Origin of the sequence: Planomonospora antibiotica (genome assembly GCF_014647955.1) — a bacterium.
GTDB lineage: Bacteria > Actinomycetota > Actinomycetes > Streptosporangiales > Streptosporangiaceae > Planomonospora > Planomonospora parontospora.
Genome location: NZ_BMQE01000028.1, coordinates 1 through 21,994 on the forward strand (window position 1 = coordinate 1; position 21,994 = coordinate 21,994).

Below are 21,994 nucleotides of genomic sequence, written 5' to 3' on the forward strand. Positions count from 1 at the left end.
TGGCCGTACTCACCGGTGGCTTGCCGCACGTCCGAGATCCTTAACTACGCGGCCTTGGGTCTTGTCGTAGCGGGTGGCGATGCCCCGCCAGGCCTTCATCTTGTTGATCAACCGCTCGACGGTGTTGCGCTCCTTATACAGCTCGGCGTCGTGACTGACGGGCCGGCCGCCCCTGCTGCCCTTCTTCCTCCGGTTGGCGGCCTGGTCCCGCTTCTCCGGGATGACTACCTTGATATGGCGTTTACGCAGGTAGGCGCGGTTGCCGCGGGAGGAGTAGGCCTTGTCGCCGGCGACCGCGCCGGGCCGGGTGCGGGGACGACCGACCGGCCCCCGCACCCGTATCCCCTGCAGCACCGGGACGAACTGCGGGCTGTCGGCGGCCTGCCCCGCGGTCACGACGAACGCCAGCGGGCGGCACCCGCGGTCGGCGGCGAGATGGATCTTACTGGTCTGCCCGCCCCTCGACCGTCCGAGCAGGGCGGCTTTCAGCCGGAGTTTCCGTCGCCGCCGGATGCGTCGCCGTTCTTCTCCTTCGGGATCTCCCGCCACTGCCCGCCCGTCCGAAACCGCCAGATCACGCCCTCGAACTGCTGCCGCAGCCGCTGCGGGTACGGGCCGTACCTGCCAATCGGCAGGTACGGCTCGATGAACTGCCACTCCTCGTCCGTCAGTTGCGCACGCGTCACGCCCGACGGTCTACCGGATCAGACCCCGGCATGAGAACGAATCCCCGCAATTGATCACAACTCGATACGTGCCCTAGGTCGGCGGCCGACAAGGTCGCCGCCCGCCTCGCCGAGACCAAGGCCGCCCGGGAGCACGGCGGGCTGCACCTGGTCGCCGGATGAGGCCGACGTTCGGCCGGCCCCCACCCTCCAGGGCGGGAAGGAGGCCGCGCTGACGTCGGCGTCGCAGATCCGAAAAGTCGTTGATCTCGAGGTAGGGGCTCTCGCGTCCGCCGCCGGCGACGGGGAGGCCTGCGCTGGATCAGGTCGTGCTGGAATCGGAGCCGGGACGGTCACCGGTCGCGGCCGATGGAGGCAGGGTGAGGTGGACGCACACGCCTTCGTGTCGTTCCTTTTCCATCCGCGCGGTGCCGCCGTGCATCTCCATGATCTTCTCGACGATGGACAGGCCGATGCCGGCGCCCTCGACGGCCTGCTCCTCGGCCTGCGGCGTGCGGTAGAACTCCTCGAAAACGCGCCGCAGGTCCTCCGACTCCACCCCGACGCCGGTGTCGTGGATCTCCACTCCGGGCGCGGGACCGGCGACGACGACCACGTCGATCGCGCCGCCGCGGGAGGTGAACTTGATCGCGTTGTCCAGGACCTGCAGCAGCGCGTTGCCCAGCCGCTCGGCATCGGCCCACACCACCACCGGGCCGGGGGCGTGCAGGTTGAGCACCAGCTGTTTGAGCTCGGCGGCCGGGGCGGATCGCTCGACCGTCTGGCGGGCCAGCTCGGCCAGGTCGATGCGGGCGGGGGTGAAGGTGGCGGTCTGCGCTTTGAGGCTGGCCATCAGCAGCAGCGCGTTGACCAGGCGCAGCATGCGCTCGCTGCTGCGTTCGATGCCCTGCAGGAAGCGCCGGGTGGTGGCGGTGTCCAGGTCGCCGTCCTGGGCCAGTTCCAGGTAGCTGCGGATCGCGGTGAGCGGGGTGCGCAGTTCGTGGTTGACGCTGCGCAGGAACTGGTTCTTCAGCTGCTCCAGGGCGTGCAGCCGCCGCAGCACCTCTTCGGTCTGGTGGGCGCGGCCGTGCAGTTCGATCAGGGTGGCGGCGTGGGTGGCCAGGGTGTGCAGGGCCTGGTGCTGGGCGGCATCGAGCCGGCGCGGGCGGTGGTCCATCACGCAGACCGTGCCCAGGGCGTTTCCCTGGCCGGTGATCAGCGGGACGCCGGTGTAGGACCGTATGTGCGGGGGGCCGGTCACGATCGGGGTGTCGCGGAACCGCGGGTCGGCGGCCGCGTCGGGGACCTCCAGCAGTTCGCATCCGGCCACGGTGTGGTCGCAGAACGGGACCGGCGGGTTCACCCCGGTCAGGTCGGTGCCGGCGCGGCCCTTGACGTACTGACGATCCTCGGCGACCAGGTTGACCAGCGCGATCGGCGCCCGGCAGACGTGCGCGGCCGAGATGGCGATGGCCTGGAAGTCCGGCTCCAGCAGGCTCTCCAGCGCGTTCAGCTCATCGAGCTCGCGCACCCGTCCGGTCGCATCGGCCGCCGGTTCCTCGCCCATCGCCGACCTCCCTGTGTCATGGCGTCATCATCTCGATGCTCGCAGATCAGCCCTACCCGGCACTGACCATCGGGAACAGGCGACCGGTTTCCTGCAGCGGGCCGAGCCGCACGCCCATCGCTTCTGCCCCGAGGTCACCCGGCGCGGTACGGCCATCGGCGACCCCGACGGCCGGATGACTCCCGAGGCCGTCGCCGACGTCGTGGCCTGCCTGGCGGCCGCCGCAGTCCTGCTCGGCGACTGGAGGGGGCATTCGCTGCGCCGCGGGTTCGCCACCGCCGCCCGCCGCCAGGGCCACGCCCTGGAACGCATCGGCCGCCACGGCGGATGGGCCGACGGACTAAGCGGACACGAGGAAGCGCTGGTCGGCGGACGTCTCCGTACGGCTGGGCGGACATGGGGGTGCGGGCCGGCGGACATCGGCAATGCTGGTCGACGGCCTGGTGAACCTCTCGACCGAGCCCGTTTCAGACGATCGTTGTTCTCTTGGGATCAGGTGACCCGGATCGCGGCGCGGGCATCTGCCGGTGGATGCTGGTTGCGGACAAGCCGACTCCCCGCCCACCCCGCCACGAAACCCGCGCCGACATGCTGCCCACCAGAACTCAACGCCGGCATGCCGAACCGGCGGGGAGACTATGCGCACGGGCGTAGGGTCAGTCGGGCCATCCCGCCCGGGTACCGGTGCGTCTCGACCAGGTCCAGTGCGGTGCGCGGCTGGCCGTCGGGGAACAGCTTACGGCCGGAACCGACGACGACGGGGTTGAGCAGCAGCCGGATCTCATCGATCTGGCCGGCGGCGAGCAGGTGGCGCATGAGGGCGGCGCTGCCGTACATGAGCAGGTCGCCGTCACCGGCCTGCTTGAGGGCGGCGACCTGGTCGGCGACATCGCCGTGGGCGCCATCGAGGATCTCGGCGCCGTGCCAGGTCGGCTCGCGCAATGTGGTCGAGGCGACGTACTTGGGCATCGTGTTCATCTTGTCGGCGAAGCCCATCGGATCTTTGCGGGACGGCCAGGCCTCGGCGAAACCGTCGTAGGTCGTCCGGCCCAGCAGCAGGGCCTCCGCGCCGAGCACCAGCTCGAGCGCGTCCTTCATGTTCTCCTCGTCGTGGAAGTCGAACGACCAGGTCTCCGGGGCCTCCATCACGCCGTCGAGGGTGACGAAGGCCGAGACGATCACGCGTCGCATCGTGGAACTCCTGAGATCTTGGATGCCTGTGGAATAACTGTGCCCGTCGCACACTGTGCCCGTCGCACACTGTGTACGATAGGCATAGTCCCGTTCGGGTTGCAAGATCGGGCTGCGAGAAGGGATCGACGATGACCACCACACCTGCCGACGACGAAGAGAGCATCCTGACGCTGTTGTGGTCCCCGCCGCCACCACCACGCTTCGGACCACAGCCCTCACTGACCCGTGCCGCCCTGGCCGCGGCCGCGGTGCACATCGCGGACGCCGAAGGTCTGCACGCCGTGTCGATGCAGCGAGTCGCCACCGCCCTCGGAGTCACGAAGAACGCGCTCTACCGCTACGTGCGCAGCAAAGCCGAGCTCATCGCGCTGACCATCGAACACGCCGTCGAAGACCCGCCGGACCTGTCCCCCATCCCCGACTGGCGCCTTCGCGTCGAACAGTGGGCCGACGACCTGCACGCCGTCTGGCAACGCCACCCGTGGCTGTCGGCGGCCACGATCGGCGATCGGCCCATGGGCCCACACGAGGTCGGTTGGATCGAGACCGCGCTGGCCGCCATCGGCCCGAGTGGACTGCCGGTCACCCAGCGCCTGGACGTCGTGCTGGCCATGTTCGCCCTCGTGCGCTCCGCCGCCGTCACCGGCACGGGCACCCAGCCCTGGACGCTTCCCGGCGACACCGGGCAACGCCTGCTCGCCCGACTGCGGGAACACCCGGCGCAGTACCCGGCCCTCCTGCGCGCCAGCGCCACGTTCGCCGATGACGGGAACAGCCACCCGCACGCCACCTCGGCGGCAGGCGCGCAACCCGCGGCCACACCCGTGAACAGCGGCTGGCGGACCGGCCTACGTCTGCTGCTCGACGGCCTCGAAGCGAGCGCGGCGCCACGGCGGTGAGCGGCGGCGCCTACTCGCAGCGGCCGCCTTCGTCGGTTTCAGGCTGCCGCTCGGGGGGACTTCCACTTTGGACGTGGACACCTTGAGACCTGGACCATGGAATGGTTCAGGGAGAGGAGTCCTCGTTGCTGAAGCTGGAGCGCGAGATCCTGCGCAAGGCCGCGGCCTGTTTCGCGCGGGAGACGTTGGGGTGAGCCGTTTGGCCCTTCGTCGCCGACCACGCGCGCGCCTTCGGCGTCAAACGGCTGTGCCGGGTCCTGGGCCTGTCCCGCTCGGGGTTCTGTCGCCGGCGTGCCGCCGCGCCCGCCCGGGCGGGCGCGGATCGCCGCCGATGAGCGTCTGGCCGAACGCATCCGGACCGTGCACGCCGCCTCCGGGCAGACCCGCGGGTGCACGCCGAGCTGCGCGGCAACGGGTTGTGCGTCAATCGCAAGCGGGTGGAGAGCCTCATGCGCGAGCACCGGATCGTGGGCCGGCACCATCGGCGCCGGGTGCACACCACCGTGCCGGATCCGGCTCTTTCGACCGTGCCGGACCTGCTGGAGCGGGACTTCACCGCGCCCGCGCCCGATGTCCGCTGGGTCGGCGACATCACGTATCTGCCGGTGGGCGGGCGGTGGATGTACCTGGCCACGGTGATCGACGTGTACTCGCGGCGGCTGGTCGGTTATGCGACGGCCGAGCACATGCGCGCCGAACTGGTGGTCGATGCGCTGGCGGCGGCGGTGCGGATCCGGGGCGGCGAGGTGACCGGGGTGGTTTTCCACTCGGATCACGGCGGGCAGTACGGCTCGCCCGCCTTCACCTGTGCCTGCGAGGCGTTCGGGGTGCGCCGGTCGATGGGCGCGGTCGGTTCCAGCGCCGACAACGCGCTGGCGGAGTCGTTCTTCGCCTCCCTCAAGCGGGAGATCCTGCCGGCCGGGGGCCGGGCGAGCATGGCCCAGGCGCGGCTGGAGGTCTTCCGGTGGCCGGCGTTCTACAACATGCGGCGCAGGCATTCGGCGCTGGGTTACCTCAGCCCGGTCGAGTTCGAGAAGAGATCATCTATGCTGGCAGCCGCCGCATAGCAACCGGTGTCCACGTTCAGGGTGGAAGTCCCTCCCCGCACCGACACGCTCCGCCTCGTCAAAACCCGTTGGCGGACCACGGCGACCACTGTTACCTTGGCGGAGGCCGTGCGAGAGAACGAGGAGGTGGTACCCGTGAACGCAGTGTCGACATGGGTGCTCCCCTCCGGGGTCGCGGTCGGGCGATAGGTCGTCCGGGAGCGCCGTTCAGAGCACTCCCGAAAGGTACGACCATGCGATTCACCTCCGAGCAGCGCCTCGACGACGGCGTCCTCGAGCGCGAATTCACCCTCGGTGAGATCCCCGGCACCCTGTGGACGCCCGCATCGGCGTCCGCATCCGCACCGGTGCCGCTGATCCTGCTCGGCCACCCCGGCGGAGTGCGCAAGATGCACTCCCGGCTGGTGGCCCGAGCCCGGCACGCCGCGGCGGACGGCTTCGCCACGGCCACCATCGAGCTTCCCGGGGGCGGTGAGCGGCCTCGTTTCGCCGCCGCCGAGCAGGCCCGCGCCGACCTGCAGCGGGCGCTGCAGGCCGGCGAGCCGGTCTCCGAGGAGATCGTCGACCGGCTTGTCCTCCCGCTGGTCGAAAAGGCGGTCCCGGAATGGCAGACCACCTTGGACGCCCTCCTTGCGCTGCCCGAGATCGGCGGTCCGGTCGGGTACTCGGGAGGGGTGATCTCCATCGGCACCCGGCTGGCGGTGGTCGAGCCGCGCATCTCGGCCGCCGTTCTGTTCGCCGGGAGCTTCGTGCCGCGCATCATGTTCGAGGAGGCCCGGCGGGTCACCATTCCACTGCTGGTCCTGCTGCAGTGGGACGACGAGGGCAATGACCGGCGGATGGCCCTGGACCTGTTCGACGCCTTCGGCTCCAAGGAGAAGACGTTGCACGCCAATATGGGCGGGCACACCGGCGTCCCGCAGTTCGAGGGGGACGCCGCAGGCCGGTTCTTCACCCGGCATCTGAGCTAGCCGCCGACCATCCCCGCCTTGAGCCGTCCGGCGTGCGGCGGAAGGTTCAGGCGCTCTCGGCGGCCCGCAGCGCGGCCGCGATCAGCATCTCCACGGCACGCTGCTGGTTCGGTGTGATGCACTCGAACTCGGTGGTGTATCTGCTGGTCAGCATGGCCCACGCCGCGGCGGGGCCGTACTGGCCGGCCAGCCGCCCGGCTTCTTCGACCACCCGGTCGAAGCCCTCGCCGGCGTGCGTGACCAGCTGCGCGGCTGCCGCCGATGCGGCGGCGCGCTCCTGCTCGTGATCCGCCATGTCCATCCTCGTGCGCCTTTCGGCCGGGTCAGCGTGCCGACGGCAGATCGTATACGGTGACGGCGATGCCCCGATCGTCGAGGCAACAGTTGATCAGGGGTTCGATGCGGTCCCATGATCCACTCGCCGGTCCTGCGCCGATGAGGGGCAGATGCGCGTCGCCTGGCGTTCGGCGGCGGCTCCGGCCAGGGCGGTCAGGCACTGCTGCAGGGCGCCGTAGCGGAGGGGGCGCTGCGGTCGCCCCGCTGGACGCCCGCGGCGGTGCGCAGGCCGGCGGCGGTGCGGATGCCGTGCTGGGCGACCATGTCGACCGCCCGGAGCCCGCCGGCGACCTGAACGGTCTGCATCGTGCCGAGGGCGAAGCCGTCGCCGGAGCGGTACCAGGCGCGGCAGGCGGCTTCCGGTTCGGGCCAGCGCCGGGAGAGCGCGGTGACGAAGCCGCATTCCCACGCGCCGATGTCGTTGCACACGTGAGCGATGATCAGCAGGCCGCCCCCCGGCACGCAGAGGTCACAGGAAGGCGGCGACCATCTCGGCGAACTCCTCGCAGGTGACGATCCGCACGCCCAGGTCTTCGGCCTTGGCCCGCTTGGATCCGGCCTTCTCCCCGGCGACCAGCAGCGCGGTCTTGGCCGAAACGCTGGAGGAGGCCTTGCCGCCGGCGCGCTCGATCAGCTCGTTGACCTGGTTGCGCGACAGCTCCTGCGGACGGCCGGTCATCGTCCCGGTGGCCACCACCGCCATGCCCGCCAGCGGCAGCGCGGCGGCCGGAGCGTTCCCGGCGCCGTCCCCGCCGACGGCCGGGTCCGCGGACATCGCGACGGCGCCGGGCTCGGTCATGTTGACGCCCGCCGCGATCAGCTTGTCGATCAGCGGCCGCAGCTCGGCCAGCTCCTCGAGCATGAGCTTGGCCTTCTCGGCGCCCATCCCGTCGACGGCCTGGACGGCGTCGGCGTCGGCGTCAGCGGCTGGCGCTGTCGGAGGGCTACCGAGGACACCATGGATCTCCTCCCCTCCCACAGGCCGTCTTCGTCGCCGTCAACCGCGGGTCGGCAGGAAGAGCGGTTCCGACTGAAGGAAAGCTGCAGCTCATCATCCGGACGGCTTGATGGAATATGTCTTCGTGCGGAGTGGTGCGCAATCACCGGAGCAGTCCGAGCCGTCACCGGCCGCGGGAGCAGGCTGGCGGCGCCGAATGCCGGGCCGTCGCACCGCTACGGACGAAAGATCAGCGACTGCGAGTGCGCCGGGGCGCCCGATATCGGTCGATCGGAATATGGATTCCGGGCAGCTCATTCAGGAAGTATCGCGATCGGTGGACTCCGTCTCCGATCAAGGCATCTGATCCGAAGGCTGACATGAACACCTTTTGACAGTTGACGCTAACGGAAGGCGGAGCGTACTCTCTGTATGTGGTCGCCCACTGTTCCAGAAGTGCCGATGTTGTTTGCATATTATAAATGGATCCCCTGCAGGACCGCCGGGTCAAGAACTCGCGGACAATGATGACCGCCTTTAAGGCGGAGATCTGTATGACTCTCCCCGAAGGCTGACCATGTTATTCAATCGGGGCCGACGTAGCGCTCACCCGCCAATCGATCGCGACCGGAGAAATGCCGGATTGTGAAACCTCACGCACGTTTGCGACACGAAGGAGACTGGCCGGAACTGCGATGACTCGGCGAGCCCGCCACCAAAGAAAGCGTCTCGGGCGCCGATGAACATCGTCCGGAATAATCATCTGAGCTATGGATCCATCCATCGGGACCCTGCGGGCCGCCCAGGCACATGAAGGGCGCGTCGGATGGCCCGCCTCCTCCCATCGCTCCGATCATCCGGACGGGACGGCAGGGAACGGGGCAATCCATCCATCTGCACTGAATTCAAAGGCGGCCGACCTATTTGCTTTTCCTCTGACGGTCGAGGGAAACCCGTTCCGGTAAGGCCTTGATTTGCTCTGCATATCATCGAATAGCTCCTGATCGAATGCTGGAAATCGACAATCCCCGAACGCGGAAAGGTGACGTCCATGTCCGATGACCACATGACCTCCTTGAACGAGGCGATCGAGACCACTGTCGCTCCCCAGGCGGCGGAGACGGACAGGGCCGGCGCGTTCCCCCGCTCCAGCATCGACGCACTCGCCAAGGCCGGACTGCTCGGCCTGATCAGCGCGGCCGAGATGGGCGGGCGCGGCGAAGGGCTCCCCGCGGCGGCACGGGTGATCGAGCGACTGAGCGGTGCCTGCGGCTCCACCGCGATGGTCGTGCTCATGCACTACGCCGCCACCGCGTTGATCGAGGCGCACGGTGACGAGCGCGTCCGCCGGGAGATCGCCCGAGACGAGCACCTGACGACCCTCGCCTTCTCCGAAGCCGGCTCTCGCAGCCACTTCTGGGCGCCTCTCGGTACGGCGACGGCCGACGGCGACCGGGTGCGGCTGGACGCGCGCAAGAGCTGGATCACCGCGGCGGGGGAGGCCGACAGCTACGTGTGGTCGAGCCGCCCCGTGGAGGCGGAGGGGCCGATGAGCATCTGGTTCGTCTCCAGCAGGTCGCCGGGTCTGGACATCATCGGGTCGTTCGACGGGTTCGGTCTGCGGGGGAACGCCTCCAAACCGGTGACGGGCCGGTCCGTCACGGTCGATCGCTCGGCCCTGCTCGGGGGCGACGGCGCCGGCCTCGAGATCGCGCTGCAGACCGCCCTGCCGTACTTCCTGGTGCTGAACGCCTCCTTCTCGCTCGGGCTCATGGAGGCGCTGGTCGCCAAGGCGCATGACCACCTCCTCCACTCCCGGCTCGATCATCTGGGCCAGAGCCTGGCCGACCAGCCGTTGCAGCGTGCGAGGTTCGCGGAGCTGAGCATCCGCACCGACATGGTGCGGGCGTTCATCGACGACACCCTCGCCGCTCTGGGAAGCGGGCGCGAGGACGCGACCCTGCGCGTCCTGCAGGTCAAGGCCGTGGCGGCGGAAGCGGCCGCGGAGGTCGCCGACGGCGTGATGCGGCTGTGCGGGGGATCGGCCTTCCGGAAGGAGACGGGCGTGGAGCGGCTGTTCCGCGATGCGCTGGCCGCCCGGGTGATGGCTCCGACGACCGAAGCGCTGCACGACTTCGTCGGCCGGGCGACGCTCGGCATGCCCCTCTTCTAGGAAAGGACCCCCACGATGACATTGGTGATGGGCGCCGTCGCCTACGACCCCAAGGTGGTCACCATCTGGGGAGGCTTCCGGGCTTGGCTGATCGAGCACGGGCTTCCCTTCGACTTCGTCCTCTACTCGCACTACGAGCGGCAGGTCGAAGACCTCGTCGCAGGGCGCATCGACGCGGCCTGGAACTCGCCGCTGGCGTGGATCCGGGCGCGCCGCCTCGCCGAGGCGGCCGACCGCCGGCTGACGCCCCTCGTCATGCGCGACACCGATCGGGACCTCACCTCCGTGATCGTGGTCCGCAGCGACTCGCCGTACAAGGACGTCGCGGACCTGAAGGGAGAGACCGTCGCGGTCGGTGCGGTGGACTCCCCGCAGGCCACGCTCATCCCGTCCTCGTTCCTGGCCGGACGCGGCCTGCGGCCGGGGGCCGAGGTCGCGATCCGCCGCTTCGACGTGGGCGTGGGCCTGCACGGTGACCACATCGGAGGTGAGCGGGACGCCGCGCGGGCTCTCATGGCGGGCGAGGTGGCCGCGGCGTGCATGATCGACGCCAATCACCTGCTGTTCGGACGCGAGGGCACGCTGGCGGCCGGGAGCACCCGGGTGCTGGCCCAGACCGCGCCCTTCGACCACTGCAACATGAGCGTGGGCGACACCGTGCCGGAGGAGGTGATGCGCAGGTTCGGTGCCCTGCTCCTGTCCATGTCGTATGCGGATCCGCAGGTGCGGCCGCTGTTCGACCTCGAGGGCCTGACCGTGTGGCAGCCCGGTCGGACCAGCGGGTACGCCGCGCTGGAGACCGCCGTCGACGAGAGCGGTTTCTACGACGGGCAGGGCGCGGTCACGGCGGCCGGGTACGCGCCATGACGCCGCGCTTCCTGGACCTCGGCGAGCTCGGTTTCGAGCGCGGCGCCCACCTGCTCGTGCAGCGGGCTCTGGGTGAACTGCGGCCGGGGGCCGAACTGGCGGTCACCGGGCGCGATCCCGCGCTCCTGGTCCATCTCGAGGCCTGGTGCCGTAAGCAGGGGCACCAGGTACGGCGCGCCGGCGACACCGACGACGACGTCCGCGCGTGGATCACGCGGGGCCGGACCGATCTCGACCGCTGGGCGCGTGCGGAACGGGCCGGAGGCCCTGATCCCGGCGGCATCGTCGCCAGGCCTGAGCTGCACTGGGGGTTGGCGGCGCGGGGAGCGCTCGTCGAGCCGGGCGGACCGAAGATCAACGCTGATCTCGTCGACCGCGACTTCGTGTGGGCCGACATCGCGCCGAGCCTGTACGCGCACGCGGCCGCGGCGCAGTGGGACCCGGCGAAGGCGGTGCACTGGGATGCCGAATTCAGCGTCCCCGCGGAGATCGAACAAGCGGTCGTGCAGGTCATGACCTTTCTCGTGGAGAACGAGCAGGCGGCGCTGGTGATCCCCGCCCGTCTTCTGGCCCGTGTCCATCCGCACTTCAGGGAGGTCCTGCAGCTCCTGGCGGTCCAGGCGGCGGACGAGGCCAGGCACGTGGAGGTCTTCACCCGAAGGGCGCTGCTCACCGGAGGGGAGATGGGCACCTCCTCGGTGAGCGGCCGCGAGTCGCTCACGACCCTGCTCACCGAGCCGGACTTCTCCCTCGCGTCGTTCCTGCTGTCCGTCCTGGGGGAAGGCAGCTTCCTCAACCTGCTGACCTTCCTGGACAGGCACGCCCCCGATCCGGTGACACGCCAGGTGGTCAAGCTCGCCCGGCAGGACGAGGCGCGCCACGTCGCGTTCGGAGTCGCCCATCTGCAGCACCAGTCCACGGTCGACTCCTCGCTTCGGGGCCGACTCCGCAACGCGGTGGAGCACCGGCATCAGGCGCTGATCACGAGTTCCGGCCTGAACCAGGACGTGTTCGACGCGTTGGTCGTCCTGGCCGCGGGGGAGTGGACGCCCCAGGGCATAGAACGCGGGTACGCGGCCGTGCAGGAGCTGCAGGCGGAGATGGACGAAGGGCGGCAGCATCGACTCGTCCGTCTCGGGTTCCCGCACGACGAGGCGGCTGAACTGTCCGCTCTGCACACGCGCAACTTCATGTGAGAGCGGACGCGGCGCCTCTTCGCCCGAGGCGCCGCGTCCGTTCGCCCTGCCGGGCGCGATGGCGCCGGGGGACGTAGGGACCGCCGGTCTTCCCGGCTTTTGCGCCTTCCCGGTCCGCAGGACCGGTCGATCCGGCGGCGAAGGCGGCCGTACCCGGATATCGCCATCTCGCCTCCTCCCGCCCCGCACGCGTGTGAGACTGTGCCGGCAGCGAAACCTGCGCCGTATCCGCTGACCGGGTGATGTCGTCCCGGTGCTCTGCGGAAGAGTCCAGGACCGCCGCGACGACCCTGGCACGGCCTCGGACGTCGGGGATCTGCTCCTACCGACTCCTGTCAGGTGTTTCGGCGAATCACGCACGGCGTATGCGGCCGGACCACATTGCCGGAGCGAGGTGTCGAATCCGGGCCGCCGCCGTTCGTCTAAGGGGTAGGAGGTGGTACACGTGAAGTACGTGTTGATGTTCATAGAGACGGAGCAGTACAGGAAGGACTGGGAGGCCAAGGACCAGGCCGAGCGCGATGCGGCGTTCGAGAAGGTCGGCCGCTGGTTCGCCGAGCACGCCACCAGCATCACGCACAGCACCCAACTGCACCCCGCGACGGCCGCGACCACGGTGCGGCTGGACGACGGCCGCGACCCGGTCATCACGGACGGCCCCTTCGTCGAGGGCAAGGAGGTCGTCAGCGGCTACGTCGAGGTGGAACTCGGCGACCTGGACGAGGCACTGCGGATGGCACGTTCCTGGCCGGCCTGCCCGGTCGTGGAGGTGCGCCCGGCGCTATGACCGCCGACGCCGCACATGACGTGCTGGCCCGCGTGGTGCGTGAGCACGCGGGCCGGCTCGCCGCGTCCCTGATGTCCCTGCTCGATGACTTCTCCGCGGCGGAGGACCTGGTCCAGGACGCGGTCGAGGCGGCACTGCGGCGCTGGCCGACCGAAGGCGTACCCGAGCGGCCGGATGCGTGGCTGTTCACCGTGGCGCGGCGGCGCGGGCTGGACGTGCTGCGCCGGGAGGCGACCTACCGGGACAAACTCGCCCAGCTGCACTGGCCGCGTCAGCCCGTTGCGGATGACCGCCTGAAGCTGCTCTTCACCTGCTGTCATCCCGCTCTGTCCCGGCAGGCGCAGATCGCGCTCACCCTGCGGGTGGTGTGCGGTCTGACCACGGCCCAGATCGCCGCGGCCTTCCTGGAGCCGGAGGCGACGGTGGCCCAGCGGCTGACCCGGGCGAAGAGAAAGATCACCGATGCGGGGATCCCGTACCGCATCCCCGCCGACGAGGAGCTTCCGGAGCGCCTCGACGAAGTCCTGGCCGCCGTCTACCTGATGTTCAACGAGGGTTACCTGTCCAACGGCGGCGAGCGGTCGCACTCGCGCAGCCTGGCCGACGACGCCGAATGGCTCGCGGCGCTGCTGGCCGGGCTGATGCCGCGTGAACCGGAGGCCGCCGGCCTGCTGGCCTTGATCCGGCTGCACCGGGCCCGGGCCGCCGCGCGGTTCGACGCCGCGGGCCGGCTGGTGCTCCTGCAGGACCAGGATCGATCGCTGTGGGACCGGGAGGCGATCGCGGATGCGACCGCGCTGCTCACCAGGGCGGCCCGTTGCCATCGGCGGCCGGGTCCCTACCAGCTCCAGGCCGCGATCGTCGCCTGTCACGCCGAGGCCGGCCGGTGGGAGGAGACCGACTGGCCGCAGATCGTCGTCCTGTACGACATGCTGCTCCACATGACCCCTTCGCCCGTGACGCGGCTGCATCGGGCCGTCGCCGTGCGGTACGCCCAAGGGCCGGATGCAGCGATGAAGGAGCTGGAGAACCTGGGCAGGGAACTCGATCGCTATCCGCTCTACCACGCCGCCCTCGCTGACCTGCTACGTGCGCTCGGCCGTCTCGAGGAGGCCCAAGCCGCCGACCGGCGCGCACTGGAGATGACGGCCAATCCCGCCCAGCAGGCGCTGCTCAGCGAACGGCTCGGCTGGATGTAGGAGCAGCCGGACCTTGTGTTCCGGCACGCCGTCCACCACGATGTCGGGTGCCGTACCGTCTCGGGTCCCTTCGCCGCAAGGAAGGCCCGTCACGCGCCTCCGCTCTCCACCGGCAGGCCCGCCACCTGCCATTCGAGCATGCCGTCGGCGAGGCGCTTGGCGTTCATGCCGCGACTGGCGAGCAGGCGCACCGCCTCCGGCGCGAACACGCAGTAGGCGCCGCGGCAGTAGGCCACGATCTCGGCGTCGACCGGCAGCTCGTTCAGCCGGTCCGGCAGCTCGTCGATGGGGATGCAGACGGCGCCGGGGATGTGCCCGGCCTCGAACTCCTCGTAAGGACGGACGTCCAGCACGGTGATCTGTCCCGAAGCCGCCCGTTCGAGCAGCTCCTCGCGGGTGACCTCCTCGGTGTGCTCTCCCAGGTACGCAGCCACCGCGACCTGCACGTCCGCCAGGTGGGTGGCCGCCACGTTGCGCAGACGCGCGTACAGGTCGACGACGTCGTCACCGGCCAGGCGGTAGAGCACACGGGTCCCCTCGCGGCGGGTGGAGACCAGGCCGCCCTGTTTGAGGGTCTGCAGATGGGCCGAGGTGCTCGTGACGCCCAAGCCTGCGGTCTGGGCCAGGATCTCGACGCTTCGTTCTCCCTGTGCGAGCAGGTCAAGGAGCTCTAGCCGCTTCCCATGACCGAGAGCCTTACCGACCCGGGCGATTTGGTCGAAAAGGGAGGCTTTCCTAGCCGGATCTCCGACCATATAATCCTCCAAGGAGCAATGGATTAATGGATGCATGGAGGAGTATAGCTTTTTTCGATCGTCACTGTCCCCGTTTTCCTTGCTTCGTCAAGCACCGATGAACGACGTCTGCGCTGGTCGTGGCGATCCAGCGCGTCCGAGCCTGATCGATGGCTCTTCTGCTGCGTGTCCGCACCGAAAAGATGATCACGTCTCAGTTCGGCGGGAGCTCTGCACCATGTCAAAGACCGTTGTAGTCCTCGGGGCCGGTGTCGGCGGCCTGACCGTCGCAAGCCGTCTTCGCGAGCGGCTTCCCGACAAAGACCGCATCCTCCTCATCGACCGTTCCTTCGACGGGACGCTGGGCCTGTCCCTGCTGTGGATCATGCGGGGGTGGCGTACCCCCGAGGACGTCCGGGTCCGGCCGACGGCCACCGCCCTGCCGGGCATCGAGATGATCACTGCGTCCGTCACGCTCATCGAGCCGGAACGGCGCCGAGTCCTCACCGACGCCGGTGCGTTCGACTGCGACGCCCTGGTGATCGCGCTCGGAGCGGAGCTGGCTCCCTCCCAGGTCCCCGGGCTGGCGGAAGCGCTCGAGAGTGAAAGCGCCGCGGAGTTCTACACCGCCGAGGGCGCGCTCTCCCTTCACCGGAAGCTGCTGGACCTGCGCCAGGGCCGTCTGGTGGTGCTGATCGCCGGCCTGCCCTTCAAGTGCCCCGCAGCTCCTTTCGAAGCCGCGTTCCTGGCCGCGGACCTGCTGCGGGAACAGGGGGTACGGGAACACGTGCAAGTGGACACCATCACTCCGGATCCGCTGCCCATGCCCGTCGCCGGTCCCGTCGTGGGCCAGGCGCTCGTGGACATGCTCAGCCATCACGGCATCGGCTTCCTTGCCCAGCGGGCGGTGGAGAAGGTCGACGGTGACGCGCGGGAACTGGTCTTCCGCGATGGGAGCCGCGAGGGCTTCGACCTTCTGGCCGTCGTGCCGCCGCACCGGCCGCCCGCTTCCGCAGCGGGGACGGGCCTGGGCGGCGCCGGATGGATCCCCGTCGACGCGCGCACTCTGGCCACGGGGACCGAAGGGGTGTGGGCGCTGGGCGATGCGACGCTGCTGACCCTTCCCAACGGCAAGCCCTTGCCCAAGGCGGCCGTGTTCGCTGAAGGGGCGGCCGATGTGATCGCCTCCGGGGTGGCACGCCACCTCGGGTACGACGCCCCGGAACCCTGGTTCACGGGCTACGGATCCTGCTACATCGAACTGGGAGGTCACCTGGCGGCCAAGGGGGAGGGGAACTTCCTCGAACCGCCGGCACCCGAGGTGACGCTGTATGAGCCTTCCGCTCTTTTTCACCAGGAGAAAGCAGACCAGGAGGCCGACTGGCTCAAACGCTGGAACGCCTAGCCCCCGCCCGTCTCCTTGGTCTGGAAAGAAGTGGTGAGCATGTCCACGCACACGATGAGCACCGTGCTCAGCGAGTTCGCTCGCGTGGCCAAGGCCATGGCGAATCCTGTCCGCCTCCATCTCCTCGACCTGCTGTCTCAGGCCGAGCGCAACGTCGAGGATCTGGCGACCGCCGCCGACGTCCCCGTCGGCAACACCTCCGCTCAACTCAAGGTGCTGCGGGACGCCGGGCTGGTGTGCAGCCGCAGGGAGGGAACGCGGATCTTCTACCGGCTCGCCGGTGAGGACGTCGCCTCCCTGTACGCCACCCTCCGGCAGGTCTCCCAGCACCGCCTGCCCGCAGCCGAGGCGCTGAGCGCCGGTCGTGCCGGCTCGGCCCACCCCGCTGACGTTGTGACCCGGGAGGAGGTGCTGCGCAAGCTGTGGGACGGCAAGACGGTGCTCATCGACGTACGGCCGACGGTGGAGTACGCCTCCGCGCACATCCCCGGGGCGATCTCCATCCCGCTGGAGGAGCTCCGATCCAGGATCAGCGAGATTCCCGTGGGCGGTGAGGTCATCGCCTACTGCCGGAGCGCCCACTGCCTTCTGTCCCGGGAGGCGGTCTGGCTGCTGCGGGCGCACGGCCGGTGTGCGCGCCGGCTGGAGGAGGGGATGCTGGAATGGCGCCTGCACTGCCTTCCGGCGGAATCGCAGATCCGGCGCAGCCATGTCGTGCCTGCGCGCCCGCGGGCGTACGCCCGTGCTTCCGCGTAGGGCGCATCAGACGTCTCCGGCAGTTGACGCTAACGAAAGGGAAGCTTATGATAAGTTGATCTCCGGTTAAGCGACACCCCCGATCGAGTTCGGGCGGTGGGTGCGAGGTGGGCGAGTTGACAGCCCCACGATGGAGCAGGATCTCTTCCTGCGAAAGCCCGGCCGGCCGGGATGCACGCCCGGCCGGCGATGAGGAACGGCACTGGCCTGGTCGCTCGCTAGAATCGAAGACATGAGCGGGGACCTGGACGACGTGCTGCGAGCCATCGCCGAGCCTCGCAGGCGTGCGATCCTGCGCCTCGTGGCCACGGAGGAACTGCCTGCGGGGCGCATCGCTGAGCACTTCGAGGTCACTCGTTCAGCGGTCTCCCAGCACCTGCAGGTGCTCAAGGACGCCGGGCTGATCGTTGAACGACGCGACGGTACTCGCCGGATCTACCGTGCCAGCGAGGAAGCTCTGGCTCAGCTCCGCGACCTTGTCGAGTCCCTGTGGCGGGACAGCATGATCAGGGCGCGTGACACGGTTGAGGGCATTGATGTCGGAGTGCGTAACGAGTCGGCGGTCGGCTGACATATCTGGCAGACTGGGAGCGCCGTTCCGCCGTCTGCTGAGGTCACGCCGATGAAAAGCTCGACCGGGGTGGAGCCGATCCGCCATGCCGTCACCGTTGAGGCGGATCAGGCCCGGACCTTCGGCACCTTTACCAGGCAGCTGGTGACGTGGTGGCCCATCGACTCGTTCGCCATCGAGCCGGGAAATGTTCAGGACGTGCGCGTTGAAGAACATGTCGGCGGCCGGATCTACGAAGTGCTGAAGGATGGCCGAGAGCGCGACTGGGGACATATCCTGCACTGGGAGCCGCCGGCACGGGTGGCTTTCACCTGGGAAGTCGTTCAAGGTCCCGTCTTCACGGAAGTCGAACTCGTCTTCAAGCCCCTGGGCCCTTCTCTCACCCGTGTGGAAATGATCCATAAGGGCTGGGAGAACCTCACGCCCCTGCTCATGGACTACTACTTGGCGCACCGGTCGGGTTGGCCGATGATCCTTGGCCGCCTCCAGTCGGCCTGCTCTGCTTAATCCCTCTGAACTGGTACTTCACTCGCCGGCCGCCTCGGCATGGGCCGCTGCCGCCGGATCCTGCGCGGCAGGGTGCTTGGCATCGTCTGCCAACACCTCCCTTGACCGTTGCCGCATATCGCCGTTGTATTCCAATCATGCACTCACCGGTCACCGATCGAATTAATCCGCGAGTGCACGCGCGTGGCGACCGGTTCACGGCGGCACATTATTCAAAAGATTATTATATAATTTGTTCTCCCAGGTCGCGCCCTTGCGGTTGATTTCGTGTTGACATCCGCTTGCCCATGTTATTAGTTGCTTTCCAGGCCTCTCTCGAATGCAATGGGGTTTGGATGATGACCGCTTCGGGCTCATTACTAAGATCGTTAATCCGCCGGCCGCTCGCCCTCGACGTCAACGATCTCGATCTCGGCAGGCGAGGCTTCGCACCCGCTTCCCCCCAGGCGCGGCCGGCGCTCGACGCCGCCGTGAGGAGTTTCGCCACCGGCTACAACGCTGCGCTCGCCCAGGAGCCCGGAGAGCTCGCCTTCACGCGGCTCGACCCGGGTCTACGCGGTTTCGCGTTCGAAGGAGCCGCCATGAGCACGGCGCTGCTGGACCTGCTCACCGGCACGAGAGGCCGCCGCCTGCACGCTCTGCACAACGGAGCCGGACAGCACTACCCCCACCTGATCCACGTCGGAGTGGGATGGGCCTACGCGCGCATGCGCCTGCGTCCCTGGACCGGGATCCGATCCGGTCACCGGCTGCTGCGATGGCTGGCCTGGGACGGATGGGGATTTCACCAGGCGTTCTTCCGGCCGGCTCACGTCTTCTCCGGCCGCGTCGAACGGGCCGCCCGGGGGCCGGTCCTGCCGATCCGGGATCAGGGGGTCGGACGGGCGCTGTGGTTCTACGCCGGAGCCGAACCGGATCGCATCGCCGGCACCATCGCCGGCTTCCCGCCGAACCGCCGAGCCGATCTGTGGGCGGGAATCGGTCTGGCGGCCGGCTACACGGGCGCCCAATCGGCAGACATCCTGGAGCGGCTGCTGAAGACGTCGACGGATTACCACGAGCACCTGGCGCAGGGCTCGGCCTTCGCGGCGAAGGCCCACCACCTGTCCGGGGGAGTCACCCCGCAGGTGGCGGCCGCCGTACGGGCTCTCACCGGCGCCGAGCCGGAGACCGCGGCCGGATGGACCGACGAGGCACTGCACGCCGTGCCCGACGGGCACGTGACATTACACGACTACGAGGGATGGCGCGCTCGGATCCGTCATGCCTGGACCCTGCACACCGGAGGAGTGACCAGGTGAAAGGACGCATCAAGGCCCGGCTGGCCCAGTTCTGCGCCGCTGTTCTGGTCATCGGGGGATGGCAGGTCGCACGGCTGCCCGAGGCGTCTCCGGCGACGATCGCCTCCCTGGCCCAGGACTTCTCCTTCGAGAGGCTGCCGCTGAACTCGGCCGCCACGACCCGCGACATCCGTACCGTGGCGCCCGCCTACGAGAAGATCAACCATTGGATCTCCTCTCTGGGGGCCGCCGTCGCCCTGGCCGACTTCGACGCCAACGGGCGGGCGGACGACGTCTGTCTCGTCGACCCGCGTGATGAGTCGGTCACCCTGCAGCCGGCCCCCACCACCGGCAACCGTTTCACGCCCGTCGCACTCGAGCCGTCCGGCCTCCCCTACGACGCGACCATGGCGCCGATGGGCTGCGTGCCCTCCGACTACAACGAGGACGGGCGGACGGACGCGCTGGTCTACTACTGGGGCCGCTCACCCGTGCTCTTCCTGAGGAACGCCGAACCGCTCGCGTCCCCCTCCTTCACCCGGCAGGAACTCATCCGGCCCTATCAGGTCTGGAACACCAACGCCGTCTCCCTGGCCGACCTCGACGGCGACGGCCACACCGACATCGCCCTGGGCAACTACTTCCCGGACGGGGCGCGGGTTCTCGACCCCAAGGCCGACCAGCCCGAACTCCAGATGCAGGACTCGATGTCGGGCGGCTACAACGCCGGACGCAACCGCGTGCTGCTCTTCCAGGAAGCGCACGGCGGCAAGGCACCACAGGCGCGCTTCAGCGAGGCGGCCGGGGCGTTCACTTCCGAGATGGCGAACGGCTGGACGCTCGCCCTGGGCGCCCAGGACCTGGACGCCGACGGGCTCGCCGAACTGTACGTCGCCAACGACTTCGGTCCCGACCGGCTGCTGCACAACATCTCCACACCGGGCAAGCCCCGGTTCCGGTTGATGGAAGGAGCACGCCACTTCACCACCCCCAAGTCGAAGGTGCTGGGAAAGGACTCGTTCAAGGGCATGGGGGTCGCCTTCCCCGACCTCAACCAGGATGACGTCCCCGACATGGTGGTCAGCAACATCACCGAGGACTACGCACTGCACGAGAGCAACTTCGCCTGGGTCAGCACACGCGAGAAGGTGCTGGGCGAAGACGGGACCGCCTTCTACGACGACCGCAGCGAACCCCTCGGCATCTCCCGCTCCGGATGGGGGTGGGACCTGAAGACCGGCGACTTCGCAGGAGACGGTCAGGTGCAGATCCTGCAGGCCACCGGCTTCATCAAGGGCACGAGCAACCGCTGGCCGGAACTGCAGGAACTGGCGATGACCAACGACGAGCTCCTGAAGAACCCGCACATGTGGCCACGTTTCAGCCCGGGAGACGATCTCTCCGGTGACGACCCCGACAGGTTCTTCGTACGGGCGCCGGACGGCAGATTCCACGACCTCTCCACCCGGCTGGGGATCGACAACCGCGGTCCCACCCGAGGAATGGCCCTGGCCGACATCGACCACGACGGACGGCTCGACTACGCCGTGGCCAACCAGTGGCGGCAGTCCTTCCTCCACCGCAACAACCGCAGCGCCCAGCGCCCCTTCCTGGGAATCCAGCTCGTGCGCCCGGCGACCTGCGGCGGAGCCCCCGACGCGGCCACGACCCCTGCGATCGGCGCCACCGCCCTCGTCCGCTCCGGAGCGGCCGGCGTCAGGACGGCGCAGGTGTACCCGGCCGCCGGACACGCCGGCGTCTCCTCACCCGAACTGCTCTTCGCCCTCGACGGCAGAGCCACGAGTGCGAACGTGACCGTCACCTGGCGGGACGCCTGCGGCACCCGGCACGACACCGACCTGTCGCTGGCCCCAGGCTGGCACACCGTCCTGCTCACGACCGACGGCTCAGCACGGGAGATCACCCGATGAAACCCCCCTCCGACCCGCGCACGAGCGCACTGCGCCGTTTCGCGATATCGATCACCGCCTTCAACCTGCTCGGGCACACCGTTTTGGGCTTCGAACAGGCCTACGCAACGCCGCTCGTCGCCCTTGCGGCGGCCTACGGGCTGGAGCTCGGCCTGGAGAAGCTCGACGCCACGGTGAACCGGCGGCCGGTGAAGTACGCCGGTGGCTGGGTCCGGCTGATCGACTTCCTGCTCCCCGCGCACATCAGCGCCCTGGCCTGCGCCATGCTGCTCTACGCCAACGACCGCCTCGAGCCGGTGATCCTCGCGGTCATCGTGGCCATCACCTCGAAGTACCTGATCCGGGTACGGCTCAACGGCGCCTTCCGGCACGTGCTCAACCCGTCCAACACCGGCATAGTCGCCGTCCTCCTGCTCTTCCCCTGGGTCGGGATCGCACCGCCCTACCACTTCACCGAGTGGGTGAGCGGACCACTCGACTGGATCATCCCGGTCGTCATCCTCGCCTCCGGCACGCTGCTCAACGCCATGCTCACGAAGAAGATGCCACTGATCCTCGGCTGGGTGGGCGCCTTCGCCGCCCAAGCCGTGATCCGTACGGCGATCGACGGGACGGCGACGGTGACGGCGCTGACCGTGATGACCGGAACCGCATTCGTGCTCTTCACCAACTACATGATCACCGACCCGGGCACGACCCCCGTCAAGCCGGAACGCCAGGTGCTGTTCGGAGTCGCGGCCGCCGCGGTGTACGGGCTGCTGGTGCACCTCCACATCTCGTTCGGGCTCTTCTTCGCGCTGGTCATCGTGTGCGCCGTCCGGGGCGCGGCGCTCGCCGTCGTCTCCCTGCGCCGGCACCGCGAGCAGCCGGTGCCTGTTCCGGCCCGCGAGGCCTCGACCCGGCGTTCCCTCCCGAACCTCGCACCCGAGCAAGCCGCGAACAGGACGTGACC

General features: G+C 69.1%; 22 protein-coding genes and 1 pseudogene. 15 read left to right on the forward strand and 8 right to left on the reverse strand.

The genetic code is table 11. The features are described 5' to 3' along the window. Nucleotides 1-9 precede the first annotated feature (9 nt). The 4 genes and pseudogenes from IEZ06_RS23255 to IEZ06_RS23270 all read right to left on the reverse strand — a co-directional run bounded on the left by IEZ06_RS23255 (nt 10) and on the right by IEZ06_RS23270 (nt 3,423). Nucleotides 10-686, reverse strand: a pseudogene (locus IEZ06_RS23255) (IS5 family transposase). A gap of 301 nt (nt 687-987) precedes the next feature. Further along, nucleotides 988-2,232 (reverse strand): GAF domain-containing sensor histidine kinase, encoded by a 1,245-nt coding sequence (locus IEZ06_RS23260; RefSeq protein WP_189238812.1) that lies wholly within the window; start codon nt 2,230-2,232, stop codon nt 988-990. A 52-nt stretch (nt 2,233-2,284) separates the two neighbouring features. Then, entirely contained in the window at nt 2,285-2,554 is a 270-nt protein-coding gene (locus IEZ06_RS23265) for a hypothetical protein (protein ID WP_189238813.1), read from the reverse strand. Nucleotides 2,555-2,868: 314 nt separating this feature from the next. Beyond that, a complete protein-coding gene (locus IEZ06_RS23270) occupies nt 2,869-3,423 on the reverse strand; it encodes a dihydrofolate reductase family protein (RefSeq protein ID WP_189238814.1) in 555 nt (184 codons plus the stop codon). Between the two features lie 131 nt (nt 3,424-3,554). Between IEZ06_RS23270 and IEZ06_RS23275 the strand changes: the two genes are divergently transcribed. From IEZ06_RS23275 to IEZ06_RS23285, 3 genes are all read left to right on the forward strand, one after another. After that, a complete protein-coding gene (locus IEZ06_RS23275) occupies nt 3,555-4,325 on the forward strand; it encodes a TetR/AcrR family transcriptional regulator (protein WP_189238815.1) in 771 nt (256 codons plus the stop codon). A 389-nt stretch (nt 4,326-4,714) separates the two neighbouring features. Beyond that, nucleotides 4,715-5,392, forward strand: coding sequence for an IS3 family transposase (locus IEZ06_RS23280; protein ID WP_189238816.1), 678 nt, complete (start codon nt 4,715-4,717; stop codon nt 5,390-5,392). Between the two features lie 233 nt (nt 5,393-5,625). Then, nucleotides 5,626-6,363, forward strand: a complete 738-nt coding sequence (locus tag IEZ06_RS23285; protein WP_189238817.1) for a dienelactone hydrolase family protein — start codon at nt 5,626-5,628, stop codon at nt 6,361-6,363. 46 nt (nt 6,364-6,409) lie between these two features. Here IEZ06_RS23285 and IEZ06_RS23290 read toward each other — a convergent pair whose 3' ends face one another. From IEZ06_RS23290 to IEZ06_RS23300, 3 genes are all read right to left on the reverse strand, one after another. Continuing rightward, nucleotides 6,410-6,658 carry a hypothetical protein gene (locus tag IEZ06_RS23290; RefSeq protein ID WP_189238818.1) on the reverse strand — a complete coding sequence of 83 codons (249 nt, stop codon included), beginning with the start codon at nt 6,656-6,658 and terminating at the stop codon, nt 6,410-6,412. Nucleotides 6,659-6,852: 194 nt separating this feature from the next. Continuing rightward, entirely contained in the window at nt 6,853-7,128 is a 276-nt protein-coding gene (locus tag IEZ06_RS36540) for a hypothetical protein (protein WP_203872144.1), read from the reverse strand. Between the two features lie 40 nt (nt 7,129-7,168). Continuing rightward, nucleotides 7,169-7,585 carry a BRCT domain-containing protein gene (locus tag IEZ06_RS23300; protein ID WP_189238819.1) on the reverse strand — a complete coding sequence of 139 codons (417 nt, stop codon included), beginning with the start codon at nt 7,583-7,585 and terminating at the stop codon, nt 7,169-7,171. Nucleotides 7,586-8,687: 1,102 nt separating this feature from the next. Between IEZ06_RS23300 and IEZ06_RS23305 the strand changes: the two genes are divergently transcribed. The 5 genes from IEZ06_RS23305 to IEZ06_RS23325 all read left to right on the forward strand — a co-directional run bounded on the left by IEZ06_RS23305 (nt 8,688) and on the right by IEZ06_RS23325 (nt 13,858). Then, the gene (locus IEZ06_RS23305) at nt 8,688-9,809 is read left to right on the forward strand and encodes an acyl-CoA dehydrogenase family protein (RefSeq protein WP_189238820.1); all 1,122 of its coding nucleotides are present in this window, start codon (nt 8,688-8,690) and stop codon (nt 9,807-9,809) included. 15 nt (nt 9,810-9,824) lie between these two features. Beyond that, nucleotides 9,825-10,676, forward strand: coding sequence for a phosphate/phosphite/phosphonate ABC transporter substrate-binding protein (locus IEZ06_RS23310; protein ID WP_189238821.1), 852 nt, complete (start codon nt 9,825-9,827; stop codon nt 10,674-10,676). Then, complete coding sequence (locus tag IEZ06_RS23315) at nt 10,673-11,872, forward strand: sulfurtransferase TusA family protein (RefSeq protein WP_189238822.1); 1,200 nt, start codon at nt 10,673-10,675, stop codon at nt 11,870-11,872. Before IEZ06_RS23310 ends, IEZ06_RS23315 begins: the two co-directional genes overlap by 4 nt. 445 nt (nt 11,873-12,317) lie before the next feature. Further along, entirely contained in the window at nt 12,318-12,659 is a 342-nt protein-coding gene (locus tag IEZ06_RS23320) for a YciI family protein (RefSeq protein ID WP_189238823.1), read from the forward strand. Then, the gene (locus IEZ06_RS23325; protein WP_189238824.1) at nt 12,656-13,858 is read left to right on the forward strand and encodes an RNA polymerase sigma factor; all 1,203 of its coding nucleotides are present in this window, start codon (nt 12,656-12,658) and stop codon (nt 13,856-13,858) included. Before IEZ06_RS23320 ends, IEZ06_RS23325 begins: the two co-directional genes overlap by 4 nt. Nucleotides 13,859-13,947: 89 nt before the next feature. Here the strand turns inward: IEZ06_RS23325 and IEZ06_RS23330 are convergent, their stop codons facing one another. Continuing rightward, complete coding sequence (locus tag IEZ06_RS23330) at nt 13,948-14,649, reverse strand: ArsR/SmtB family transcription factor (RefSeq protein WP_308427681.1); 702 nt, start codon at nt 14,647-14,649, stop codon at nt 13,948-13,950. 61 nt (nt 14,650-14,710) lie between these two features. On the opposite strand from IEZ06_RS23330, the gene IEZ06_RS23335 reads away from it, so the two are divergent. The 7 genes from IEZ06_RS23335 (at nt 14,711) to IEZ06_RS23365 (ending at nt 21,992) form a co-directional block, all read left to right on the forward strand. Continuing rightward, nucleotides 14,711-15,997, forward strand: coding sequence for an NAD(P)/FAD-dependent oxidoreductase (locus IEZ06_RS23335; RefSeq protein ID WP_203872143.1), 1,287 nt, complete (start codon nt 14,711-14,713; stop codon nt 15,995-15,997). Nucleotides 15,998-16,036: 39 nt separating this feature from the next. Then, nucleotides 16,037-16,753: an ArsR/SmtB family transcription factor gene (locus IEZ06_RS23340; RefSeq protein ID WP_189238826.1), complete on the forward strand. Its 717-nt coding sequence runs from the start codon at nt 16,037-16,039 to the stop codon at nt 16,751-16,753. A gap of 232 nt (nt 16,754-16,985) precedes the next feature. Then, complete coding sequence (locus IEZ06_RS23345; protein WP_189238827.1) at nt 16,986-17,324, forward strand: ArsR/SmtB family transcription factor; 339 nt, start codon at nt 16,986-16,988, stop codon at nt 17,322-17,324. Nucleotides 17,325-17,375: 51 nt separating this feature from the next. Continuing rightward, nucleotides 17,376-17,831: an SRPBCC domain-containing protein gene (locus IEZ06_RS23350; RefSeq protein WP_189238828.1), complete on the forward strand. Its 456-nt coding sequence runs from the start codon at nt 17,376-17,378 to the stop codon at nt 17,829-17,831. A gap of 335 nt (nt 17,832-18,166) precedes the next feature. Then, complete coding sequence (locus tag IEZ06_RS23355) at nt 18,167-19,132, forward strand: DUF1702 family protein (RefSeq protein ID WP_189238829.1); 966 nt, start codon at nt 18,167-18,169, stop codon at nt 19,130-19,132. Beyond that, nucleotides 19,129-21,042: an FG-GAP repeat domain-containing protein gene (locus IEZ06_RS23360; protein WP_203872142.1), complete on the forward strand. Its 1,914-nt coding sequence runs from the start codon at nt 19,129-19,131 to the stop codon at nt 21,040-21,042. Before IEZ06_RS23355 ends, IEZ06_RS23360 begins: the two co-directional genes overlap by 4 nt. Next, nucleotides 21,039-21,992, forward strand: coding sequence for an enediyne biosynthesis protein UnbU (locus IEZ06_RS23365; protein WP_189238831.1), 954 nt, complete (start codon nt 21,039-21,041; stop codon nt 21,990-21,992). The genes IEZ06_RS23360 and IEZ06_RS23365 overlap by 4 nt, the downstream gene beginning before the upstream one ends. Nucleotides 21,993-21,994 lie beyond the last annotated feature (2 nt).